Here is a 17,259-nt window from a genome sequence, read left to right on the forward strand (position 1 = left end):
ATCAGATATCCAGGACGACCGATCCGCGCGGCTTCGAGCAGCACAGCAGCACTTCGCCTGGCGCAAGCTCATCGAGCGGTTCCTCGAAATAGCTGACCTCACCGCTGATCAGTCGCGACTTGCACGTGCCGCAGACACCGGCGCGGCAGCTGAATTCCGGTTCCAGGCCTTGCTCCTCGGCGAATTCGAGCAGGGATGAGATACCGTCCCATGCCGCCTTGATTCCTGATTTGCGGAACTCGACCGCAACGGCTTTGCCGTCGGGTTCGATCCCCACCTTTGGCGGGACGTTGATGGCAGGCGGAGCGACATCGAGCACCGTGGCCGGTCCGAAAAACTCGTAGGCGACACGCGCCTTCGGTACGCCAAGCCCCCGCACGGTCGCATAGACCGCCTGCATGAAGGGCGGCGGACCGCAGAGGTAGAAGTCGTAATCATCGAGCGGCAAAAGACGCTGGAGCATTTCGCGCGAAACCAGGCCTTCGCTGTGGAATTTCCGGTCCGATCTGTCGCGCTCCGTCGGCGAGCGATAGCAGAAGTGAACCGTGACGCCGGGCCGTGTGGCCGCCAAGGCCGACACCTCGTCGCGCAACGCATGAACGTCCCCGTTCTCACAGGCGTGGATGAACACGACGCGGCGATCGGGTGCCGATGCAAGCGCGTGCAGCATCGACACCATCGGTGTGAGGCCCACGCCACCGCTGAGCAGGACAACGGGCCGGCTGCTGCCGGTGTCGAGAACGAAATCGCCACGCGGCCCCTCGGCCGACAGGACGTCACCCACCTCCACCTGGTCGTGCAGGAAGCTGGAACTCACCCCGGCGGGAAGCCCCGGACTGGGCGGCGCCTCTCGCTTGACGCTGATCCGGTAAGTGCCGACGACGCTCGGCGGGCCGGAGACGCTGTAGTTTCGCAGCACATAGTCCTTTGCGGCCGCCGCTTGCTTCGAAACGGGAATGCGGAACACCAGGAACTGGCCCGGTTGGTAGGCGCGCCAGCCCTGCGCCTGCACAGGCTCGAGGAGGAACGATGTGATGATCGCGCTCTCCCTTACCTTCGCGACGACCTTCAGGTCGCGAAACCCGCTTCGTCCAGCACTTGCGCGGGCGGACAGTGAGCTCATTCGGCCGCGGCCAATTGCTGGCTCTCGGCGGCAATGAGTTTTGAAAGATTGCGGCGGAAGCGCATCGGTCCGACATCGATCTTAAGATCGAGATTGGGTGTCCGCTTGTTGGCCATGCCTTTGTGCACGGCATTCAAGACAGCGCGGTCTTCGTCGAACGCCCCGCGCACGGATGTGGCGAACCGGCGCGAGACCTCCTGGTCGTCGGGCGCGAAGTTGCGCATCTGGAACCAGTAGTATTTCGTCTGATTGTCATCGACGGGCGTCATGAAGTTGTAGCTGTCCATGAGGAATACGTCTTCATGGTATGGCTTGCCTTCGCCGCCGGTACGGGCGGGCACGAAGATGGCCTTGATGATGGCGTTGCTGGGGTAGCGCACTTCGTAGTGCTGCTTGCGGTCGCAATGGCCTGAGAATTTGAGGAACGGCGCGTAGAACGGCGCCGGCTCAACATCCACCATCCAGCGCCAGACAGTCACCCCGTCCGAACCCACGGTGGTCTCTAGCGGCACGTCTTCCATCGCCTGAACGCCGCCGAATGATGACTGATGAACCCAGGAGACGTGCGACGGGTCCAGCAGATTGTCGGTCATGTAGAGATAGTTGCAGTCGAGCGTCATGGACTCGCCGCGATTGACCCCCCATGCCGGATCGCCCCAGTGGTCGACCTCGAAGATCAAGGCGGGATCGGCCTTCTGCTGTTCACCCATCCAGACCCACAGCAAGCCGTAGCGCTCGGCAATAGGATAGGAACGCACGCACGCCACATGCGGTATCTTTTCCGCCCCGGGCACGCGGGTGCAGGTGCCCGTACTGTCGAACGTCAGCCCGTGATAACCGCATTCCACCGTGTCGCCTTTGATGCGGCCCATCGACAGCGGCAGCTTGCGATGCGGGCACGCATCTTCAAGCGCGGCCACCACGCCATCGGTCTTGCGATAGAGGACGATGTCTTCGCCCAGGATGCGCACAGGCTTGAGCCCGTCGCCGACCTCCGCGTCCCATGCCGCGACATACCAACAATTTCGAAGAAACATGGCGTCCTCCCGAGCTTGCTACCACCAGACTGATAGCTCTCGGGCCGGGCACGACAAAGGGCTTGCATCTGCGTTCTATTTTAGAAATGCTAAACCAAACGGACCCCAGGATTGTCCCCAGGTGAAGAACGCGTTGCCCCTCCGTGCGATCGAGGCCTTCGAGGCGTTCGGCCGATGTGGCAGCGTTACGGCAGCCGCCGTAGAGCTTGGTGTTTCGGTTGGTGCGGTGAGCCAGCAGATCCGCAAGGCGGAAGATGCGCTCGGACTGAGTTTGCTCGAACGCCGCGGCAGAAGCGTAGCCCTAACGTCCTGGGGACGAACCTACCATGCGGCCGTTTCCTCAGGCTTCGAAAAGCTTCGCGAAGCGCAGCATATTGTCGAACGAGCGCGTGCGGAGAGCGCGCTGACCATCTCTTGCCTTCCATCGCTTGCCAGCAAATGGCTGGCGCCTCAGCTTCTGGACTGGCAGACGGCTCACGCCGGCGCGACGGTGCGTCTGCTCGGCGCCGAGCAAGAGCCGCGTTTTGGCAGCGATCAAGTGGATTTTCGAATCTCGTACGGCACGAAGGTTCATGAGTTCGATCACTATGCTGAACTGTTCACGGATTGGGTGGTCCCTGCCTGCGCGCCTGGATTGCTGGCCAACCGCCCCTTGAAGAGGCCCTCGGATATTCTTGATTTTCCCCTGCTTGGCATAGAATGGGCACGGGACCATCAATCGCCGCCGAGCTGGGCGGAGTGGGCGCACAGGATTGGTGCCTCGCGCCGAAGGACTTCGGGTGAAGTGGCCTTTTCACTGTCAAGCGCCGCGATAGACGCCGCAATCAATGGAAAGGGGTTTGTTCTTGCTCAGCTGTCCATGGCTGCGGAGGACATTGCATCCGGCCGGCTGATCGTACCCTTCAACGAACGGGTGCAGCTACCCGCTGCCTATTTCCTTGCCTGGGATCGTGCAGCGCTGGACAAGCCCTTCGGACCGGAACTGCGAGCCTGGATCGTTTCGATTTGCAAACGCCTGGATGCTTTTTCAGCTGGCTGGGTTCCGCAACGCTCTCAAGCAAGCACTTGAGCGACCTGGGCATGTCAAAATACCGGCATGGATCGAGCATCCGGACGGGTTTTCTGTCGTTTGCTCTCGTTCGTTCAAAGCGCGTTGCCCTACCCGGGCTGGCTACGTTCAAAAAAGAACTCCATCAAACTCGGCCGCCAAATCGTTCGCGACAATCAGGCGAGCCTGTGCGTCCAGTTCGGGCCGCATCGAAACGCGGACCTCGATTCCCTGCGGTTGTCTGCTTCGTTACAACTACGCAATAGACGAGCCACCGAGCGGCCGCGGCGCTGTTGCATGGCAGACAGAGTCTAACAAACGCGCCACCAGAGCACCCTTGCGCTAGCGCAAAGTTGCGCCGGGTCGTCGGCGTTATGATGTGCGCCGAAGTCGATTCCAGGTGATCAAGGAAAATGGGAACTCGAATGGCACGCAATCTCACGAGTAAAACTGTCGAAGCTTGGCGGTTCGCAATTTCCTTTCTTGTAGACCGAGAGCGGAGCAACGCGGCTAGAAGAGAATTTTGGGCGCAGGGCTCGGACAAATGCGCGGGAATTTTGAACGACCTGGGTCTAACGCGAACCGAGTTCGACGACGCCATGCGGCTCCCTTATGCCTCGGAAGACCTGCTTACTCCAGCAATGCGTTCGGTCGGCATTGATCCCGACAGCTTTCAAACGTTGGAAGCCGTGCGCGGTGGCATGTCGCGCACCTGCATGACCTGCCCGCATCGTCGCCAGTGCCGCGGTCTCCTGGCCGCGTTCGATTTCGAAAACCACTATCAGGATTTCTGTCCCAATAGCCCAGGTTTTGCGAAGCTTCTCGAACAAGGACGCACCTAGTCTAGGCGCAGGGTTTTTGGTGGTTGATCTCAGCCAGGGAGCGACTTCGAGTCTTGCTTCCTCTTTGTCCCATCGCAACGAGCGTTCCATAAACTGATGCAGAATGTCCGCGACGAATGCGCGGATTAGCAGCTATGAAACGCAACTTCAGCGACGATGCCACCATGGACGAGATCATGAGGATGTCGCCGGCCGCCATCCGGATCGTGCTTCAAAACGGCATGCTTTGCGTCGGTTGTCCGATTGCATCGTTCCACACGATTTCGGATGCGGCGCGCGAGCATGAGCTCGATGAGGAACAGCTGAGTTGCGATTTGCGCACTGCGATTGGCAATTCCGACTAGCTTTTCTGCGTCCTGCCTTCGGCAATCAGAAGGAGCTGGTGCGGCGCGACCAGCGTCACCTTCTGGCGTCCGCCTTTGACCAGTTGCTGTTCTTCCCATGCTGATAGCAATCGGCTCACCGTGAACAGCGTCGTGCCTGTCATCTCGGCTATGTTCTGGCGCGTAATCGGGAAGTCGATCAGGATGCCTTCTTCTGTCTTCTTGCCCGCTTGCTTGGCAAGTTTGAGCAGGGCATGGGCCACGCGCTGCTCCACCTGTTCCGTGGCCATCTCGATGACGCGTGTGTGTGCGTCCTGAAGCCTGCCGCCGACGGCCTTGTAGGTGTTGGCGCCAAAACTGGGGTAATCAGCGGCGAAGGTCGACCACAAGCGACTTGGCCAGGCAAGAACCACGCAATCGACGGCAGCAACTGCATTTGCCGGATATGTGGCACGGCCCAATGCGTGAGCGATCCCCATCAACTCGCCCGGACTGATGTAGCGCACCGTCACCTCCTGACCATCCGGGGTCGATTTGACGACGCGCACATGTCCGTCGAGCAGCAGGAAAAACGAATGCGCTTCCTGCTCCTGCTCAAACACAGGATGGTCCTTGGCGATCCGGAGCGACCTGGCTTGACCGACAATGCGGTCGAGATCCGCGGCTCGCAGGCCGTCAAAAACGGGAAGCCCGGCAATGAGCGACGGATCGAGGCTACCCACGTGCGCCTCCTTTGAAATCAAACGACATTCAACAAATCCATCGCTAGCTGATCACTGACTGTCTCATGGTCAGCCGAGGAGCAGCAAGCGGCATCCGCGTTTCCGGACATTCCCGCCCTTGTTTGCGCAACGGCAAATTGAGCTTGCCTCATTCAAGATACAACGTCCGGATTGGCGGCCGCCGATCCATCCTATTTCATCTGCCGGTCGTTGTTGTCTTAGGGGATCTCATGGCAATTCCACGCACGCGTCCGGGCGCCCACCCGACCATTCTCTCCAACGGCTTCCGGCCGTTCTTCTTGCTAGGCTCGCTCTTTGGCGGCGGCGCGATCCTCTTCTGGCTGCCATTGTACGACGGCAAGCTCGAAACCTTCAGCGCCTTCTCGGCAGTGGACTGGCATGTGCATGAGTTGCTGTTCGGCTATCTGGCTGCGGTCGTGACCGGTTTCCTGCTGACCGCGATACCCAACTGGACAGGAAGGCTGCCTTTGCAGGGTCTTCCGCTGCTGGCCCTGGTGGTGCTCTGGTCCGCAGGTCGGCTCGCCGTCTTCTTTTCGGCTGAGACGGGCTGGTTGCTCGGCGCCGTCGTCGATTGCGCTTTCCTTCTTGCGGTTGTTATCGCCGCCGCGGTGGAAATCGTGGCGGGCAGGAACTGGAGAAACCTCAAGGTCTTGCTCCCAGTTACCGTGCTTCTGGCGGCAAATGTGATGTTTCATGCCGAGGCGCACACTCAAGGCGTGACGGACACCAGCCGCCGGCTCGGCCTTGGCGCTGCAATCGTGCTGGTCATGATCATAGGCGGCCGGATCATCCCCTCCTTCACCCGCAATTGGCTGGTGCGTGAGCGGCCGGGGCGCTTGCCGGTGCCATTCGGCAGATTCGATACGGCGACAATCCTCTTTTCGGCTTTCGGGCTGCTTGGCTGGACGTTCTATCACGACCATGCAGTCACCGGGTCGATCCTGATCGCGGCGGCGATCCTCAATGCCATTCGGCTTGCCCGCTGGGCTGGAGACCGCACACTGCGCGATCCTCTGGTGTTGATCCTTCATGCATCATTCGCCTTCGTCCCGATCGGACTCTTCCTGGCTGGCCTCGCCACTTTCGTTCCGGAGGAAGTGCCTGCGGCAGCAGGCATTCACGCGTTCGGCGTCGGAGCATTGGCCTCCATGACGCTTGCGGTCATGTCGCGCGCAACACTCGGCCACACTGGCCGCGAGTTGCGCGCGACCATCGGCACCTGCGTGGTCTTCGCCGCGATCCTGCTTGCGGCAATGTTGCGGATACTGGCGGCTTTCGCGCCAGCGGTCGCGACGCTTCTGCATATGGCGGCGGCGCTTTGGATAATCGCGTTCATTGGCTATGCGGTGCTGTTCGGGCGAATGCTCGTTATGCCGCGTTTGCAAGCCCGTCGTCCTGCAAACGCGGCCTGAGAAAGCCGCCAACACTGCGACCTGCAACATGCCATGTGGCAGCAAGAATTATTTCCCTGATCAATTTGCGCCAGCGCAAGTCGCGCGATCAAGGCGCGGCTTAAAAGGGATCCAACGGTTGAAGCCGTGAACTACTCAAGAAAGGATTTCCCGATGAAACTGCCCCTGATCGCCGCGGCTGTCGCGCTGCTCTCCCTTGCCGGCGCGGCAAATGCCGAAGAACACGTCGTGCAGATGCTGAACAAGGGAGAGAAGGGTGCGATGGTCTTCCAGCCCGCCTTCATCCGTGCGGCGCCCGGAGACACGATCAAGTTTGTTCCGACCGACAAGTCCCACGACGCCGAGACTATCAAGGACATGATCCCGGACGGCGCCGAGCCTTTCAAGGGAAAGCCCAGCGAAGAAATTACCGTGACCCTCACCAAGGAGGGCTTCTACGGCGTCAAGTGCGCGCCCCATTATGGCATGGGCATGGTGGCCCTGATCCTGGTCGGCAAGCCTGTCAACCTGGACGCGGCACAGGCCGTCAAGCAGATCGGGAAGGCCAAGCCGGTGTTCGCCGAACTGTTCGCTGAGGCCAGCAAGGCCGCAGCCAACTAGACGACGACCGTTTCATAGATACCACCTCCGTCTTGGCGAAGTCCGGAGGGGGGGAAGGCCGGGCGGACCAGGGGAGAGGTCCAGTCCGGCCTGTTTCGTCTTGGACTTGAACAAGCGGCCGGATGCATCGCCACGGCGCGAAATAAAGTATTCGAAAAATCGAAAGACACCCGCCGATGGAGTTTGATTTGCGTTAGCGCAAAGAAATGTGCGTGGCTGAGAGTAATCTGGAGGCATCAACGGATTTGGAACCAAGGAGAAGACGATGCTTACCAGACGTGAAGCTTTGTTGGGATCTGTTCTCACGGCAGCAGCTGTTGCCACCATAAGCGCAATGCCGGCAGCGGCGAGCGCGAAGGACGTCGCCGGACTTCCGCGCGAGAAGGTCACCTTGGTGGCGCCGCCTTTCGTGCATGCCCATGACCAGGTTGCCAAAGGCGGCCCGAAGGTCGTCGAATTCATGATGAAGATCGAGGAAAAGCCTGTCGTCATCGACGCCGACGGCACGCAGCTCAACGCCATGACCTACAACGGCTCAATCCCGGGCCCGCTGATGGTCGTCCATGAAGGCGACTACCTCGAGCTGACGTTGATCAATCCCGATACCAATACGCTTGCGCACAACATCGACTTCCACGCCGCAACCGGCGCGCTCGGCGGCGGCGCGCTGACGCTGATCAATCCCGGCGAGCAGGTAACGTTGCGGTTCAAGGCCACCCGGGCCGGCACGTTCGTTTATCATTGCGCGCCCGGCGGCGCGATGATCCCATGGCACGTCGTGTCCGGCATGAGCGGCACCGTCATGGTCCTGCCTCGCGATGGCCTGAAGGACGACAAGGGCAAACCCATTCGCTACGACCGCATCTACTATGTCGGCGAAAACGACTTCTACATCCCGCGCGACGACCAGGGAAAATTCAAGAAGTACGACTCGGCCGGCGACAATTACGACGACACGGTCAAGGTGATGCGCGGCTTGATTCCCACCCATGTCGTCTTCAACGGCAAGGCAGGATCGCTGACGGGCGAAAATGCGATGAAGGCGAAGGTCGGTGAAACGGTCCTGATCATTCATTCCCAGGCCAATCGCGATACCCGCCCTCACCTCATCGGCGGCCATGGCGACTTCGTGTGGGAACAGGGAAAATTCGCCAATCCGCCGGCAAGGGATCTCGAAACCTGGTTCATTCGCGGCGGATCGGCGGGCGCGGCGCTCTATACGTTCCTGCAGCCGGGCGTCTACGCCTATGTGAACCACAATCTGATCGAAGCGGTCGAACTGGGGGCCACCGCACACTTCACGGTGGATGGCGGCAGCTGGAACGACGACCTGATGATGCAGGTCGAGGCGCCCAAGGCAATTGCCTCCTGAGCGAACGGATGATTGTGCAACCCTGCAGCTCAGCGGGGTTGCACCGGAAATCGGGTGCCGTGCCATGTCCTTCGATCCCGTGTTCACTTTCGGCGTCATTGCGGCTGCCGCGTTGATCGGCCTGGGCATCGCCAATGAGGCCAACGACAGCCGCGATTTGACACTTCAGTCACCCGTGACGGCAATCCTTGCGCCCGGCACATTCGATCACGCCAAACCAGGTGAGTTCCTCAAGGCCAATCACCCGGTCAAGGCGCCTGTCGCGCGCGAAACAATCGCCGCCCCGCTCGAGATCATGAAATACCAGGTGAGCGTTTGGGAATATGCACGCTGTGTCGCGGACGGCGCCTGCAAACCGGCGGATCTGCGCAAGGTGGGCGACGTCCCGGTCACGGGCGTGAGCCACATCGACGCCGAAGCATATGCAAGCTGGCTTTCAGAGCGCACCGGGGAAACGTGGCGACTGCCGACCGATGTCGAGTGGGCCTACGCCGCCGGCGAACGTTTTCGCGGTGACATAGAGGCAAATGAAAACGACCCCAAAAACCCCGCGCAGCGCTGGCTCGGCCAGTATCGCGCCGAATCGTCGCTCGGGCGCGCACCAGACCCCGAGCCAAGAGCCCAAGGGGCTTTCGGTATCAACTCGAAGGGACTGGCCGACATTGCCGGCAATGTCTGGGAATGGACCTCGACATGCTACGTTCACACGACAATCGCCGGTGATGACGCGGAAACGGCAAGCGCGATCGACAATTGCGGCGTTCATGCCGTCGAGGGCTTCCATCGCACCTACATGTCGAACTTTATCCGGGACGGCAAGAGCGGCGGCTGCGCGGTCGGCACCCCGCCCGACAATCTCGGCTTTCGCCTCGTCCACGACCGTCGCGGCTTCCTTCAGGACGCTGTTCATCGCCTGGGACTCACCTGACTGCCAAAGACCAATGACCTCTCAAAGACCATGGAACGTGAATGACCTCGAAGTCGATCTTGCTTGAGAAGGTTCGCCCCGTCGCCGATCAGCCGCTTCTCCGGCCCGACGTCGACCGGGTGGCCATAGCAGCGTTGGTCCGCAAGTTCTATTCCAAGGTGAGAGCCGATCTGCGCCTCGGGCCTATCTTCGCTCGCGAGATTGTGGGCGATTGGGAGCCTCATCTGGAAAAGATGGCGGACTTCTGGTGCTCCGTCATCTTGAAGAGCGGCGACTATCATGGGCGGCCGGTGCCCGCTCACCTGAAGCTAAAGGATGTCACCGAGGCCGATTTCGATATCTGGCTAGCCCTCTTCGGCGAGACGGCGGCAGAGGTGTTTGCGCCCGAAACCGCGGTGGTGTTTGTCGAGCGGGCACAGCGGATAGCAACGAGCCTGAAGCTCGCCATGTTCTTTCGCCTTGGTCATACCGCCCCCGCAGGTGGCCAATAAGGCACCGCCAGGACAGTCGGATCGCCGTTTGATCGTGCGCAAGGACTACGGTCCTTCGTGCGGTAATGTCCCCGGATGATCCTCAATCTCTTCGTCGGCACGATCGTCATAAGCCTGACGGTCCTGATCCATACTTTCGGCCTTATCGCCATCACACATGCGATGGCACGCCTTGTGGCGCTCTTCCGCATGCACGGCCGCCGCAGCCGGGTCGTAGCCATGATCACCGTCGTGATGGGGCTTTTTGCCGTCATGACCGCCGAAGTCTGGCTGTGGGCCGGCATATACCGGCTGCTTGGAATCCTGAGTGACTTTGAGACCGCGCTCTATTTCTCGACCATCACCTTTTCCACGGTCGGCTACGGAGACGTCGTGCCTGCCCATGACTGGCGCGTCCTGGCGGCACTGGAAGGCATCAACGGGTTTCTGCTGATCGGTTGGTCGACCGCCTATCTGATCGCGGCCGGCACTCGCGTCGGGCCCTTCAGGGCCGGCGAGCACTTTTGATCGGTGGCTTCAGGCCGTTGCTCAAACCGCTAGCGAGTGCCTGCCAATTCCATTTCGCAGATATTTGTCGAATTTCGCGGCCACTGTCCTGACGAGCGGGCGACTTTCCTCCGGTACGACGAACCTCTCACCATCGAGGCGAAGAAGGTGGCCGGCACTGCCGATGGCCAGCCGGCTGGCTTCACACAAAAGCGTTTGACCGGCCGCTCCAAAGCGTTCGACAAGCTCCACCGCCGAGAAGGTGAACTGGCACATTAGACGCTCGATGGCCCACGCCCGCGCCTGATCATCGACGCTCAACTCGATGCCGCGGGCTATCGCCAGCTCTCCTGAATTCACTACTTTTTCGTACTTGCCGGTCGCGACGATATTCTGTGCGTAGCCCTGGCGGAATCGACTGATCGACGAAGGGCCAAGACCTATCAGGGTTTCGCACTGGTCCTCGGTATAGCCCTGGAAATTGCGGCGGATTCTTCCGGCGCGGGCAGCAACGGCCAGCGCATCGTCCGGCCTGGCGAAATGGTCGAGGCCCAGCATCTCGTAGCCTGCGTCGACGATCAATCTTGCGGCAAGCTGCGACTGCGCCAGACGCGCGGCGGGATCAGGCAACCAAGCCTCGTCGATCATCGTCTGATGCTTCTTGAACCATGGCACATGCGCATAGCCAAACAGCGCAATCCTGTCGGGGGCGAGCGTGAGAGCCTGGGCGACAGTGGTCGCAACACTCTCGCACGTCTGATGCGGCAACCCGTAGAGCAAGTCCAGATTGACCGAGCCGACACCTCGCTCGCGCACCGCATCGACGACGCTTTTGGTCAGCGCAAAGCTCTGCTCGCGATTGATCGCCTTCTGCACTTTGGGATCGAAGTCCTGGACGCCAAGACTGGCTCGCGTCATGCCGATCGCGGCGAAGGCATCGAGGCGCCCTTCGTCCATATCGTTTGGATCAAGCTCGACGCTGAGACTGGCGCCGGCGAGAAAGTCGAACCGGTCCCGCAGAGCCTTTCCCAGCGCAAGGATATCTTGCGGTCTAAGCGTGGTGGGCGAACCGCCCCCGAAATGCACCGCGCGGACTTTTCCCCGGTCGCGCACAAGCTGGCCGACAGTTTCGATTTCCCTGTGCAGGGAGTCCAGGAAAGTGGCAACCGGGGCATAGTGACGGGTATGCTTCGTGTGGCAGGCACAGAACCAGCACAGCCGGTCGCAATACGGGATATGCAGATAGAGCGATATCTCGTCATCGCCTTCGAGGGCATCCATCCATCCGCGTACCACTACCGCATCGACGCCCGGATGAAAGTGCGGCGCCGTCGGGTAACTTGTATAGCGGGGCACGTTTTCAGCCGGATTGGCAGTCACAAGGGCGGGCGCGTCGTTGGCTGTTTTCGGTTGCATCGGCCCAGTCTAGGCGCGCGGGCATGCCGCGCTTTGATTTCAATCAAGGCGTTTGGCCCCATGGGCAGTATCGCGATACTGCAGCGATGTCCTATCCCTCTCTCTGGCCTCGGACCATGCAATGACGATCAGACAGGATGTCCACGGTGCCGGCGTTCCCGTGCTTTGCCAATCCTGCGAAGCACGCCATCGCGGCGTTTGCGGCGCCCTCGAGCCCGAGCAATTGGTCGAGTTGGCCAGGACCTCGTCGAGGCGTGGCGTTCAGCCCGGCATTGAGCTCGTTGGCGATGCAGAAGCGGTCGAATGCTATTCGAATGTGCTTTCCGGAGTGGTCAAGTTGACGAAAGGCCTTCCGGACGGAAGACAGCAGATCGTCGGGCTCCAGTTCGCACCGGATTTCCTGGGGCGCCCGTTCAAGGCGGAAAGTTCTATCAATGCCGAAGCCGCGACGGAGGTGTCGCTGTGCTCGTTTCCAAAGACCGTCGTCGAGCGGATGATGAAAGACACGCCGGAGCTGGAGCACCGTCTGCTCGAGCAGGCGTTGAACGAGCTTGACGAGGCGCGCAGCTGGATGGTGGCATTGGGACGCAAGACCGCCTCGGAAAAGGTCGCCAGTTTTCTTCTGATGATCGCCCGCAACATCAATCCCGCCACTGATGCCGGGCCGACGAGTTACGATCTGCCGCTGACACGCGCCGATATCGCTGACTTCCTCGGGCTGACGATCGAGACGGTGAGCCGCCAGTTGACCAGGCTGCGAGCCGAGGGAGTGATCCGCATCGAAAACCACCGGCACATAATCGTCGACGGCTTGAGCCGGCTGGAGCAGCGCTGCGGTGGTTGAAGCGCGCCAACAATCGCTTGCGCTAGGCACACCACCTCGACCGATCACCGGCAGCCGGCTGATCCCCGGCCTTTGATCTCGATCAAGGCGGTGCAGGCCACAATCAGCGCAACTAGTTGCCCCTATTGATCATGGGCGACACGATGGCCGGCAGACAGGACACTCAACACGCTGACATTCCGGCGACCTGTAAATCCTGCCAAGCCGGGCAAGGTGGACTGTGCGGTGCGCTCAAGGCCAGCCAACGCGCCCGATTGGCCCAAGTCTCATCAAGGCATCAGGTTTCGGCTGGATCAGACCTGTCCGACGATGAAACCTACTCAATCGTCTTGTCCGGCGTGGTGAAGCTCACCAGGAACCTTTCGGATGGCCGTCAGCAGATTGTCGGGTTCCATTTCGCCCGCGATTTTCTGGGCAGGCCGTGCACGGCACGATGGCCAATCAAGACCAGCACCTTGACGACGGTTGAGCTCTGCTCGTTTCCAAAGGCGATCATCGAGCGAATGATGGAGGACACGCCGGCACTTGGGCGTGTCCTGCTGGAGCATACGCTCAGGAAACTCGACGAAGCACGCAATTGGATGGCGGCGCTCGGGCGCAAGACCGCCTCGGAAAAAGTAGCAAGCTTCCTGCTGATGATCGCCACAAACATGGATGCCGCGAACAATCCCAAAGGCTCGACAAATTTCGACCTGCCGCTCACGCGGGCGGATATCGGTGATTTCCTCGGATTGACGATCGAGACTGTGAGCCGCGAACTGACACGGCTGCGCACCGACGGCGTGATCCGGATTGCAAACAAGCGGCACATCAGCCTGGAGAGCCTCGCTAAGCTTGATGAACGCTGCGGAGATTGAACGGCGCACTACGGCTTCTCTTCCGCAGCCTGTCCCGGCTTCTCGGAATTGCGCGCCTTCGGCACTGCCGGTCGCGCGTTGCCGCCTCGCGGTCGACGCTTCGGGTTTGGTGGCGGATTCCGGTGACCTTCAATCAAAAAAGCAGCCTGCGTTTGACCTGGATCAAGGCCGCGGGGACCAGAATTCCGAATTGGTGTTGTTGGCGGTCATTCTGCCGGCCATTCGAGATGGGGACTTGCGATGAAGTTTGGCAGAGAGATTTTCCTTCTAAGCCTGTTTGCGTTCGGGGCATTTGTCGCCGCGGGCTTCGGCGTCGATGCGCCGTTCCGTCAGCATATGTGGGTGCTGTTCCTCGTGCTGGCCTGCTTCACCGCCATCTTGTTGCGCAATTCGGATTTCAAGCCAGAGGTTCCAGTCGACCCTTCGGCTTATATGGATGGGCCGGTCCGGTACGGCACGATCGCAACGGTGTTCTGGGGCGTCGTCGGCATGCTGGTCGGCGTGGTCATTGCTCTGCAGCTTGCCTACCCTGACCTCAACATCCAGCCATGGCTCAACTTCGGCCGCTTGCGGCCGCTGCACACATCCGGCGTGGTCTTTGCCTTCGGCGGCAACGCGCTGCTTTGCACGTCACTCTATGTCGTGCAACGCACATGCCGTACGCGCCTGTTCGGCGGCAATCTCGCCTGGTTCGTGTTCTGGGGTTACCAGCTCTTCATCGTCATGGCGGCGACCGGCTATCTGCTCGGCATTACCGAGAGCCGCGAATACGCCGAACCCGAATGGTATGTCGACATCTGGCTCACCATCGTCTGGGTCGCCTATCTCATCCTGTTCCTTGGCACGATCCTGAAACGCAAGGAGCCGCACATCTATGTCGCCAACTGGTTCTACCTGTCCTTCATCATCACCGTGGCGATGCTGCACGTCGTCAACAACCTCTCGATGCCGGTCTCATTCCTCGGTTCGAAGAGTTATTCTGCCTTCTCCGGCGTGCAGGATGCGCTGATCCAGTGGTGGTATGGGCATAACGCGGTCGGCTTTTTCCTCACCGCTGGATTCCTTGGCATGATGTATTATTTTGTGCCCAAGCAGGCGAACCGGCCGGTCTATTCGTACCGACTGTCGATCATCCACTTCTGGGCACTGATCTTCCTCTACATCTGGGCCGGGCCTCATCATCTTCACTACACTGCCCTGCCCGACTGGGCCCAGACATTGGGCATGGTGTTTTCCATCATGCTCTGGATGCCCTCATGGGGCGGCATGATCAACGGCCTGATGACGCTCTCGGGCGCCTGGGACAAGATCCGAACCGACCCGATCATTCGCATGATGGTCGCGGCCATCGCCTTCTACGGCATGTCGACCTTCGAAGGCCCGATGATGTCGGTCAAGACGGTCAATTCGCTGTCGCACTACACGGACTGGACGATCGGTCATGTCCATTCAGGCGCCCTCGGCTGGGTCGGCATGATCTCGTTCGGTGCGATCTACTACATGGTGCCGAAGCTGTGGAACCGTGAGCGGCTCTATTCCCTGCGGCTTGTCACCTGGCATTTCTGGCTGGCTACACTTGGGATCGTCGTCTACGCCGCCGTCATGTGGGTTTCCGGCATCATGCAGGGCCTGATGTGGCGCGAGTACGACGAGCAGGGCTTCCTTGTCTATTCCTTCGCCGAAACCGTGGCAGCCATGCACCCCTACTACATCATGCGTGCCGTCGGCGGCGCGATGTATCTCTCGGGCACGCTGCTCATGGCCTGGAACGTCACCATGACGATCCTCGGCCACCAGCGCGAAGAACAACCTATGCCGGGTTCCGTACCCGCTCTCCAGCCTGCCGAATAAGGAGCCAGTCATGGGCTTGATGGACAAACACGCGATCATCGAGAAGAACGCCACGCTTCTTCTGATCGGATCGCTGCTGGTCGTGACTGTCGGCGGCATCGTCGAAATCGCGCCGCTCTTCTACCTCGATAATACTATCGAGAAGGTCGATGGCATGCGACCCTATACGCCGCTCGAACTCGCGGGACGCAACATCTACGTCCGCGAAGGCTGCTATCTCTGCCACAGTCAGATGATCCGGCCGTTCCGCGACGAGGTCGAGCGCTACGGTCACTACAGTCTGGCGGCGGAGTCGATGTACGACCATCCGTTCCAGTGGGGATCCAAGCGCACCGGCCCTGATCTGGCACGTGTAGGCGACCGCTACTCCAACACGTGGCACGTCCAGCATCTGACCGATCCTCGCTCGGTGGTGCCGGAGTCAATCATGCCGAGCTACGCGTTTCTGAAGGATAACCCGATCGAAGTGAAGGATTTCTCCACCCACCTCGTCGCCAATCGGCGTGTGGGCGTGCCCTATTCCGACGACATGATCTCCCACGCCAACGCCGATCTTATGGCGCAAGCCGATCCCAACGCCGACGCGACCGCGCTGCTGGCGCGATATCCGAAGGCAAAAGTCGGGGATCTGGACGGCAATCCGCAGCAGGTTACCGAGATGGATGCTCTCGTCGCCTACCTGCAGGTGCTGGGCACGCTCGTCGATTTCAAGAACTACGACGAAGCCGCTGGATACCGTTGAGGGACAGACAATGGACTACAATTTGATGCGGGAATTCGCTGACAGTTGGGGCCTGCTTGCCATGGCGCTGTTCTTCGTCGGCTGTATCGCCTTCGCGCTCCGTCCAGGCGGCAAGACGCAGGCCGATCACGCTGCCCAAATCCCGCTTAAGGACGACTGACCATGAGCAACGAGCATATCGACGAAGTCTCGGGCATTTCGACGACCGGTCACGAATGGGACGGGATCAGGGAGCTCAACAACCCTTTGCCGCGGTGGTGGGTGATAACCTTCTACATCACGATCGCATGGGCCGCCGCCTACACGATCGCCTATCCGGCTTGGCCCCTGCTGAGTTCCGCCACAAGAGGCGTGCTGGGCTATTCTTCGCGCAACGAGATGAAGAATGAGCTCGCCGCTGCGGAAGCAGCCAAAGGCAAATTCGTCGCCGCCATCCAGGACAAATCAGTTTCCGAGATCCTGAGTGACGACGCGTTGCGCGAATTCGCGGTTGCGGCCGGCGCAGCCACGTTCAAGGTCAATTGCGTCCAGTGCCATGGCTCGGGCGCGCAAGGATCGAAGGGCTTTCCGAACCTCAACGACGACGATTGGCTATGGGGCGGCAAGCCCGACGAGATCCAGCAAACGATCATGCATGGTATCCGCTTCACGTCCGACCCGGATACCAGGGCATCGGAGATGCCTGCTTTCGCCGACATCATTACCCCTGACCAGATCGCTCAGGTCAGCGCCTATGTCGCCAGCCTCTCGGGCAAGGTCGGGGATGCGAGCCTGGTCACGCCCGGCGCCAAGGTCTTCGCGGACAATTGCGTGGCCTGTCACGGCGACAACGCCAAGGGCAAGAGGGAGTTCGGCGCACCAGATCTGACCGACGCCATCTGGCTCTATGGATCGGGTGAGACGGCCATCGCGGCGCAAGTGCGTGCGCCCAAGCACGGCGTCATGCCGGCCTGGCTTGGTCGCCTGGGCGATACCAAGGTCAAGGAGCTGGCGGTCTATGTGCATTCGCTTGGCGGTGGAGAATAGAAAACGGGGGGCTATTCTCTGGCCCTTACCGTACAGGCGACGAGGCCCGGCTAGCGCCGGGCCTCGATCTGTTTCCACCCGCGCTTTGACCTGCATCAACGCGGTGTGGCGTGACCGG

At 60.5% G+C, this 17,259-nt stretch carries 19 protein-coding genes; 15 read left to right on the forward strand and 4 right to left on the reverse strand.

Going from position 1 to position 17,259, the window contains the following annotated elements; all coding sequences use genetic code 11:
* Position 1 precedes the first annotated feature (1 nt).
* Positions 2-1,123, reverse strand: coding sequence for a 2Fe-2S iron-sulfur cluster-binding protein (locus tag JN279_RS31865; RefSeq protein ID WP_202351156.1), 1,122 nt, complete (start codon positions 1,121-1,123; stop codon positions 2-4).
* On the reverse strand, positions 1,120-2,160 hold the full coding sequence (locus tag JN279_RS31870) for an aromatic ring-hydroxylating dioxygenase subunit alpha (RefSeq protein ID WP_202351157.1): 1,041 nt from the start codon (positions 2,158-2,160) through the stop codon (positions 1,120-1,122). Before JN279_RS31870 ends, JN279_RS31865 begins: the two co-directional genes overlap by 4 nt.
* 121 nt (positions 2,161-2,281) lie before the next feature.
* Here JN279_RS31870 and JN279_RS31875 point away from each other — a divergent pair, with 121 nt between their 5' ends.
* The 3 genes from JN279_RS31875 to JN279_RS31885 all read left to right on the forward strand — a co-directional run bounded on the left by JN279_RS31875 (position 2,282) and on the right by JN279_RS31885 (position 4,394).
* Positions 2,282-3,229, forward strand: a complete 948-nt coding sequence (locus JN279_RS31875) for a LysR substrate-binding domain-containing protein (protein ID WP_244734214.1) — start codon at positions 2,282-2,284, stop codon at positions 3,227-3,229.
* A 404-nt stretch (positions 3,230-3,633) separates the two neighbouring features.
* Entirely contained in the window at positions 3,634-4,050 is a 417-nt protein-coding gene (locus JN279_RS31880) for a hypothetical protein (RefSeq protein WP_202351159.1), read from the forward strand.
* 134 nt (positions 4,051-4,184) lie between these two features.
* Positions 4,185-4,394, forward strand: a complete 210-nt coding sequence (locus JN279_RS31885) for a DUF1858 domain-containing protein (RefSeq protein ID WP_202351160.1) — start codon at positions 4,185-4,187, stop codon at positions 4,392-4,394.
* Here JN279_RS31885 and JN279_RS31890 read toward each other — a convergent pair.
* Entirely contained in the window at positions 4,391-5,095 is a 705-nt protein-coding gene (locus JN279_RS31890) for a Crp/Fnr family transcriptional regulator (RefSeq protein ID WP_202351161.1), read from the reverse strand. The genes JN279_RS31885 and JN279_RS31890 overlap by 4 nt on opposite strands.
* Positions 5,096-5,325: 230 nt before the next feature.
* Between JN279_RS31890 and JN279_RS31895 the strand changes: the two genes are divergently transcribed.
* The 6 genes from JN279_RS31895 (at position 5,326) to JN279_RS31920 (ending at position 10,426) form a co-directional block, all read left to right on the forward strand.
* Entirely contained in the window at positions 5,326-6,528 is a 1,203-nt protein-coding gene (locus JN279_RS31895) for an NnrS family protein (protein WP_202353839.1), read from the forward strand.
* Positions 6,529-6,681: 153 nt separating this feature from the next.
* Complete coding sequence (locus tag JN279_RS31900) at positions 6,682-7,128, forward strand: pseudoazurin (RefSeq protein WP_096454989.1); 447 nt, start codon at positions 6,682-6,684, stop codon at positions 7,126-7,128.
* 265 nt (positions 7,129-7,393) lie between these two features.
* A complete protein-coding gene (gene nirK / locus JN279_RS31905) occupies positions 7,394-8,500 on the forward strand; it encodes a copper-containing nitrite reductase (protein WP_202351162.1) in 1,107 nt (368 codons plus the stop codon).
* 112 nt (positions 8,501-8,612) lie between these two features.
* The gene (locus tag JN279_RS31910; RefSeq protein ID WP_244734215.1) at positions 8,613-9,428 is read left to right on the forward strand and encodes an SUMF1/EgtB/PvdO family nonheme iron enzyme; all 816 of its coding nucleotides are present in this window, start codon (positions 8,613-8,615) and stop codon (positions 9,426-9,428) included.
* 41 nt (positions 9,429-9,469) lie between these two features.
* On the forward strand, positions 9,470-9,919 hold the full coding sequence (locus tag JN279_RS31915; protein ID WP_096454983.1) for a group III truncated hemoglobin: 450 nt from the start codon (positions 9,470-9,472) through the stop codon (positions 9,917-9,919).
* Between the two features lie 75 nt (positions 9,920-9,994).
* Positions 9,995-10,426 (forward strand): potassium channel family protein, encoded by a 432-nt coding sequence (locus JN279_RS31920; protein WP_202351164.1) that lies wholly within the window; start codon positions 9,995-9,997, stop codon positions 10,424-10,426.
* A gap of 21 nt (positions 10,427-10,447) precedes the next feature.
* Here the strand turns inward: JN279_RS31920 and hemN are convergent, their stop codons facing one another.
* Positions 10,448-11,821 carry an oxygen-independent coproporphyrinogen III oxidase gene (hemN, locus tag JN279_RS31925; protein WP_202351165.1) on the reverse strand — a complete coding sequence of 458 codons (1,374 nt, stop codon included), beginning with the start codon at positions 11,819-11,821 and terminating at the stop codon, positions 10,448-10,450.
* Between the two features lie 121 nt (positions 11,822-11,942).
* Between hemN and JN279_RS31930 the strand changes: the two genes are divergently transcribed.
* The 6 genes from JN279_RS31930 (at position 11,943) to ccoP (ending at position 17,141) form a co-directional block, all read left to right on the forward strand.
* Positions 11,943-12,665: a Crp/Fnr family transcriptional regulator gene (locus JN279_RS31930; protein WP_202351166.1), complete on the forward strand. Its 723-nt coding sequence runs from the start codon at positions 11,943-11,945 to the stop codon at positions 12,663-12,665.
* Between the two features lie 143 nt (positions 12,666-12,808).
* Positions 12,809-13,522: a Crp/Fnr family transcriptional regulator gene (locus tag JN279_RS31935; RefSeq protein WP_096458786.1), complete on the forward strand. Its 714-nt coding sequence runs from the start codon at positions 12,809-12,811 to the stop codon at positions 13,520-13,522.
* Between the two features lie 240 nt (positions 13,523-13,762).
* Positions 13,763-15,373 (forward strand): cytochrome-c oxidase, cbb3-type subunit I, encoded by a 1,611-nt coding sequence (gene ccoN, locus JN279_RS31940; protein WP_202351167.1) that lies wholly within the window; start codon positions 13,763-13,765, stop codon positions 15,371-15,373.
* 10 nt (positions 15,374-15,383) lie between these two features.
* Positions 15,384-16,115: a cytochrome-c oxidase, cbb3-type subunit II gene (ccoO, locus tag JN279_RS31945; RefSeq protein WP_202351168.1), complete on the forward strand. Its 732-nt coding sequence runs from the start codon at positions 15,384-15,386 to the stop codon at positions 16,113-16,115.
* Positions 16,116-16,125: 10 nt separating this feature from the next.
* Positions 16,126-16,275 carry a cbb3-type cytochrome c oxidase subunit 3 gene (locus tag JN279_RS31950; protein ID WP_202351169.1) on the forward strand — a complete coding sequence of 50 codons (150 nt, stop codon included), beginning with the start codon at positions 16,126-16,128 and terminating at the stop codon, positions 16,273-16,275.
* Positions 16,276-16,277: 2 nt separating this feature from the next.
* Positions 16,278-17,141 (forward strand): cytochrome-c oxidase, cbb3-type subunit III, encoded by an 864-nt coding sequence (gene ccoP, locus JN279_RS31955; protein ID WP_202351170.1) that lies wholly within the window; start codon positions 16,278-16,280, stop codon positions 17,139-17,141.
* Positions 17,142-17,259 lie beyond the last annotated feature (118 nt).

Origin of the sequence: Mesorhizobium sp. 113-1-2, from assembly GCF_016756475.1 — a bacterium.
GTDB classification, from domain to species: Bacteria; Pseudomonadota; Alphaproteobacteria; order Rhizobiales; family Rhizobiaceae; genus Mesorhizobium; species Mesorhizobium loti_C.

What these genes read in the sequence shown, in the direction of transcription:
- JN279_RS31865 (WP_202351156.1), bottom strand. Translation starts at nt 1,123, where the DNA reads ATGAGCTCACTGTCCGCCCGCGCAAGTGCTGGACGAAGCGGGTTTCGC.
- JN279_RS31870 (WP_202351157.1), bottom strand. Translation starts at nt 2,160, where the DNA reads ATGTTTCTTCGAAATTGTTGGTATGTCGCGGCATGGGACGCGGAGGTC.
- JN279_RS31880 (WP_202351159.1), top strand. Translation starts at nt 3,634, where the DNA reads ATGGCACGCAATCTCACGAGTAAAACTGTCGAAGCTTGGCGGTTCGCA.
- JN279_RS31885 (WP_202351160.1), top strand. Translation starts at nt 4,185, where the DNA reads ATGAAACGCAACTTCAGCGACGATGCCACCATGGACGAGATCATGAGG.
- JN279_RS31895 (WP_202353839.1), top strand. Translation starts at nt 5,326, where the DNA reads ATGGCAATTCCACGCACGCGTCCGGGCGCCCACCCGACCATTCTCTCC.
- JN279_RS31900 (WP_096454989.1), top strand. Translation starts at nt 6,682, where the DNA reads ATGAAACTGCCCCTGATCGCCGCGGCTGTCGCGCTGCTCTCCCTTGCC.
- nirK (WP_202351162.1), top strand. Translation starts at nt 7,394, where the DNA reads ATGCTTACCAGACGTGAAGCTTTGTTGGGATCTGTTCTCACGGCAGCA.
- JN279_RS31915 (WP_096454983.1), top strand. Translation starts at nt 9,470, where the DNA reads ATGACCTCGAAGTCGATCTTGCTTGAGAAGGTTCGCCCCGTCGCCGAT.
- JN279_RS31920 (WP_202351164.1), top strand. Translation starts at nt 9,995, where the DNA reads ATGATCCTCAATCTCTTCGTCGGCACGATCGTCATAAGCCTGACGGTC.
- hemN (WP_202351165.1), bottom strand. Translation starts at nt 11,821, where the DNA reads ATGCAACCGAAAACAGCCAACGACGCGCCCGCCCTTGTGACTGCCAAT.
- JN279_RS31930 (WP_202351166.1), top strand. Translation starts at nt 11,943, where the DNA reads ATGACGATCAGACAGGATGTCCACGGTGCCGGCGTTCCCGTGCTTTGC.
- JN279_RS31935 (WP_096458786.1), top strand. Translation starts at nt 12,809, where the DNA reads ATGGCCGGCAGACAGGACACTCAACACGCTGACATTCCGGCGACCTGT.
- ccoN (WP_202351167.1), top strand. Translation starts at nt 13,763, where the DNA reads ATGAAGTTTGGCAGAGAGATTTTCCTTCTAAGCCTGTTTGCGTTCGGG.
- ccoO (WP_202351168.1), top strand. Translation starts at nt 15,384, where the DNA reads ATGGGCTTGATGGACAAACACGCGATCATCGAGAAGAACGCCACGCTT.
- JN279_RS31950 (WP_202351169.1), top strand. Translation starts at nt 16,126, where the DNA reads ATGGACTACAATTTGATGCGGGAATTCGCTGACAGTTGGGGCCTGCTT.
- ccoP (WP_202351170.1), top strand. Translation starts at nt 16,278, where the DNA reads ATGAGCAACGAGCATATCGACGAAGTCTCGGGCATTTCGACGACCGGT.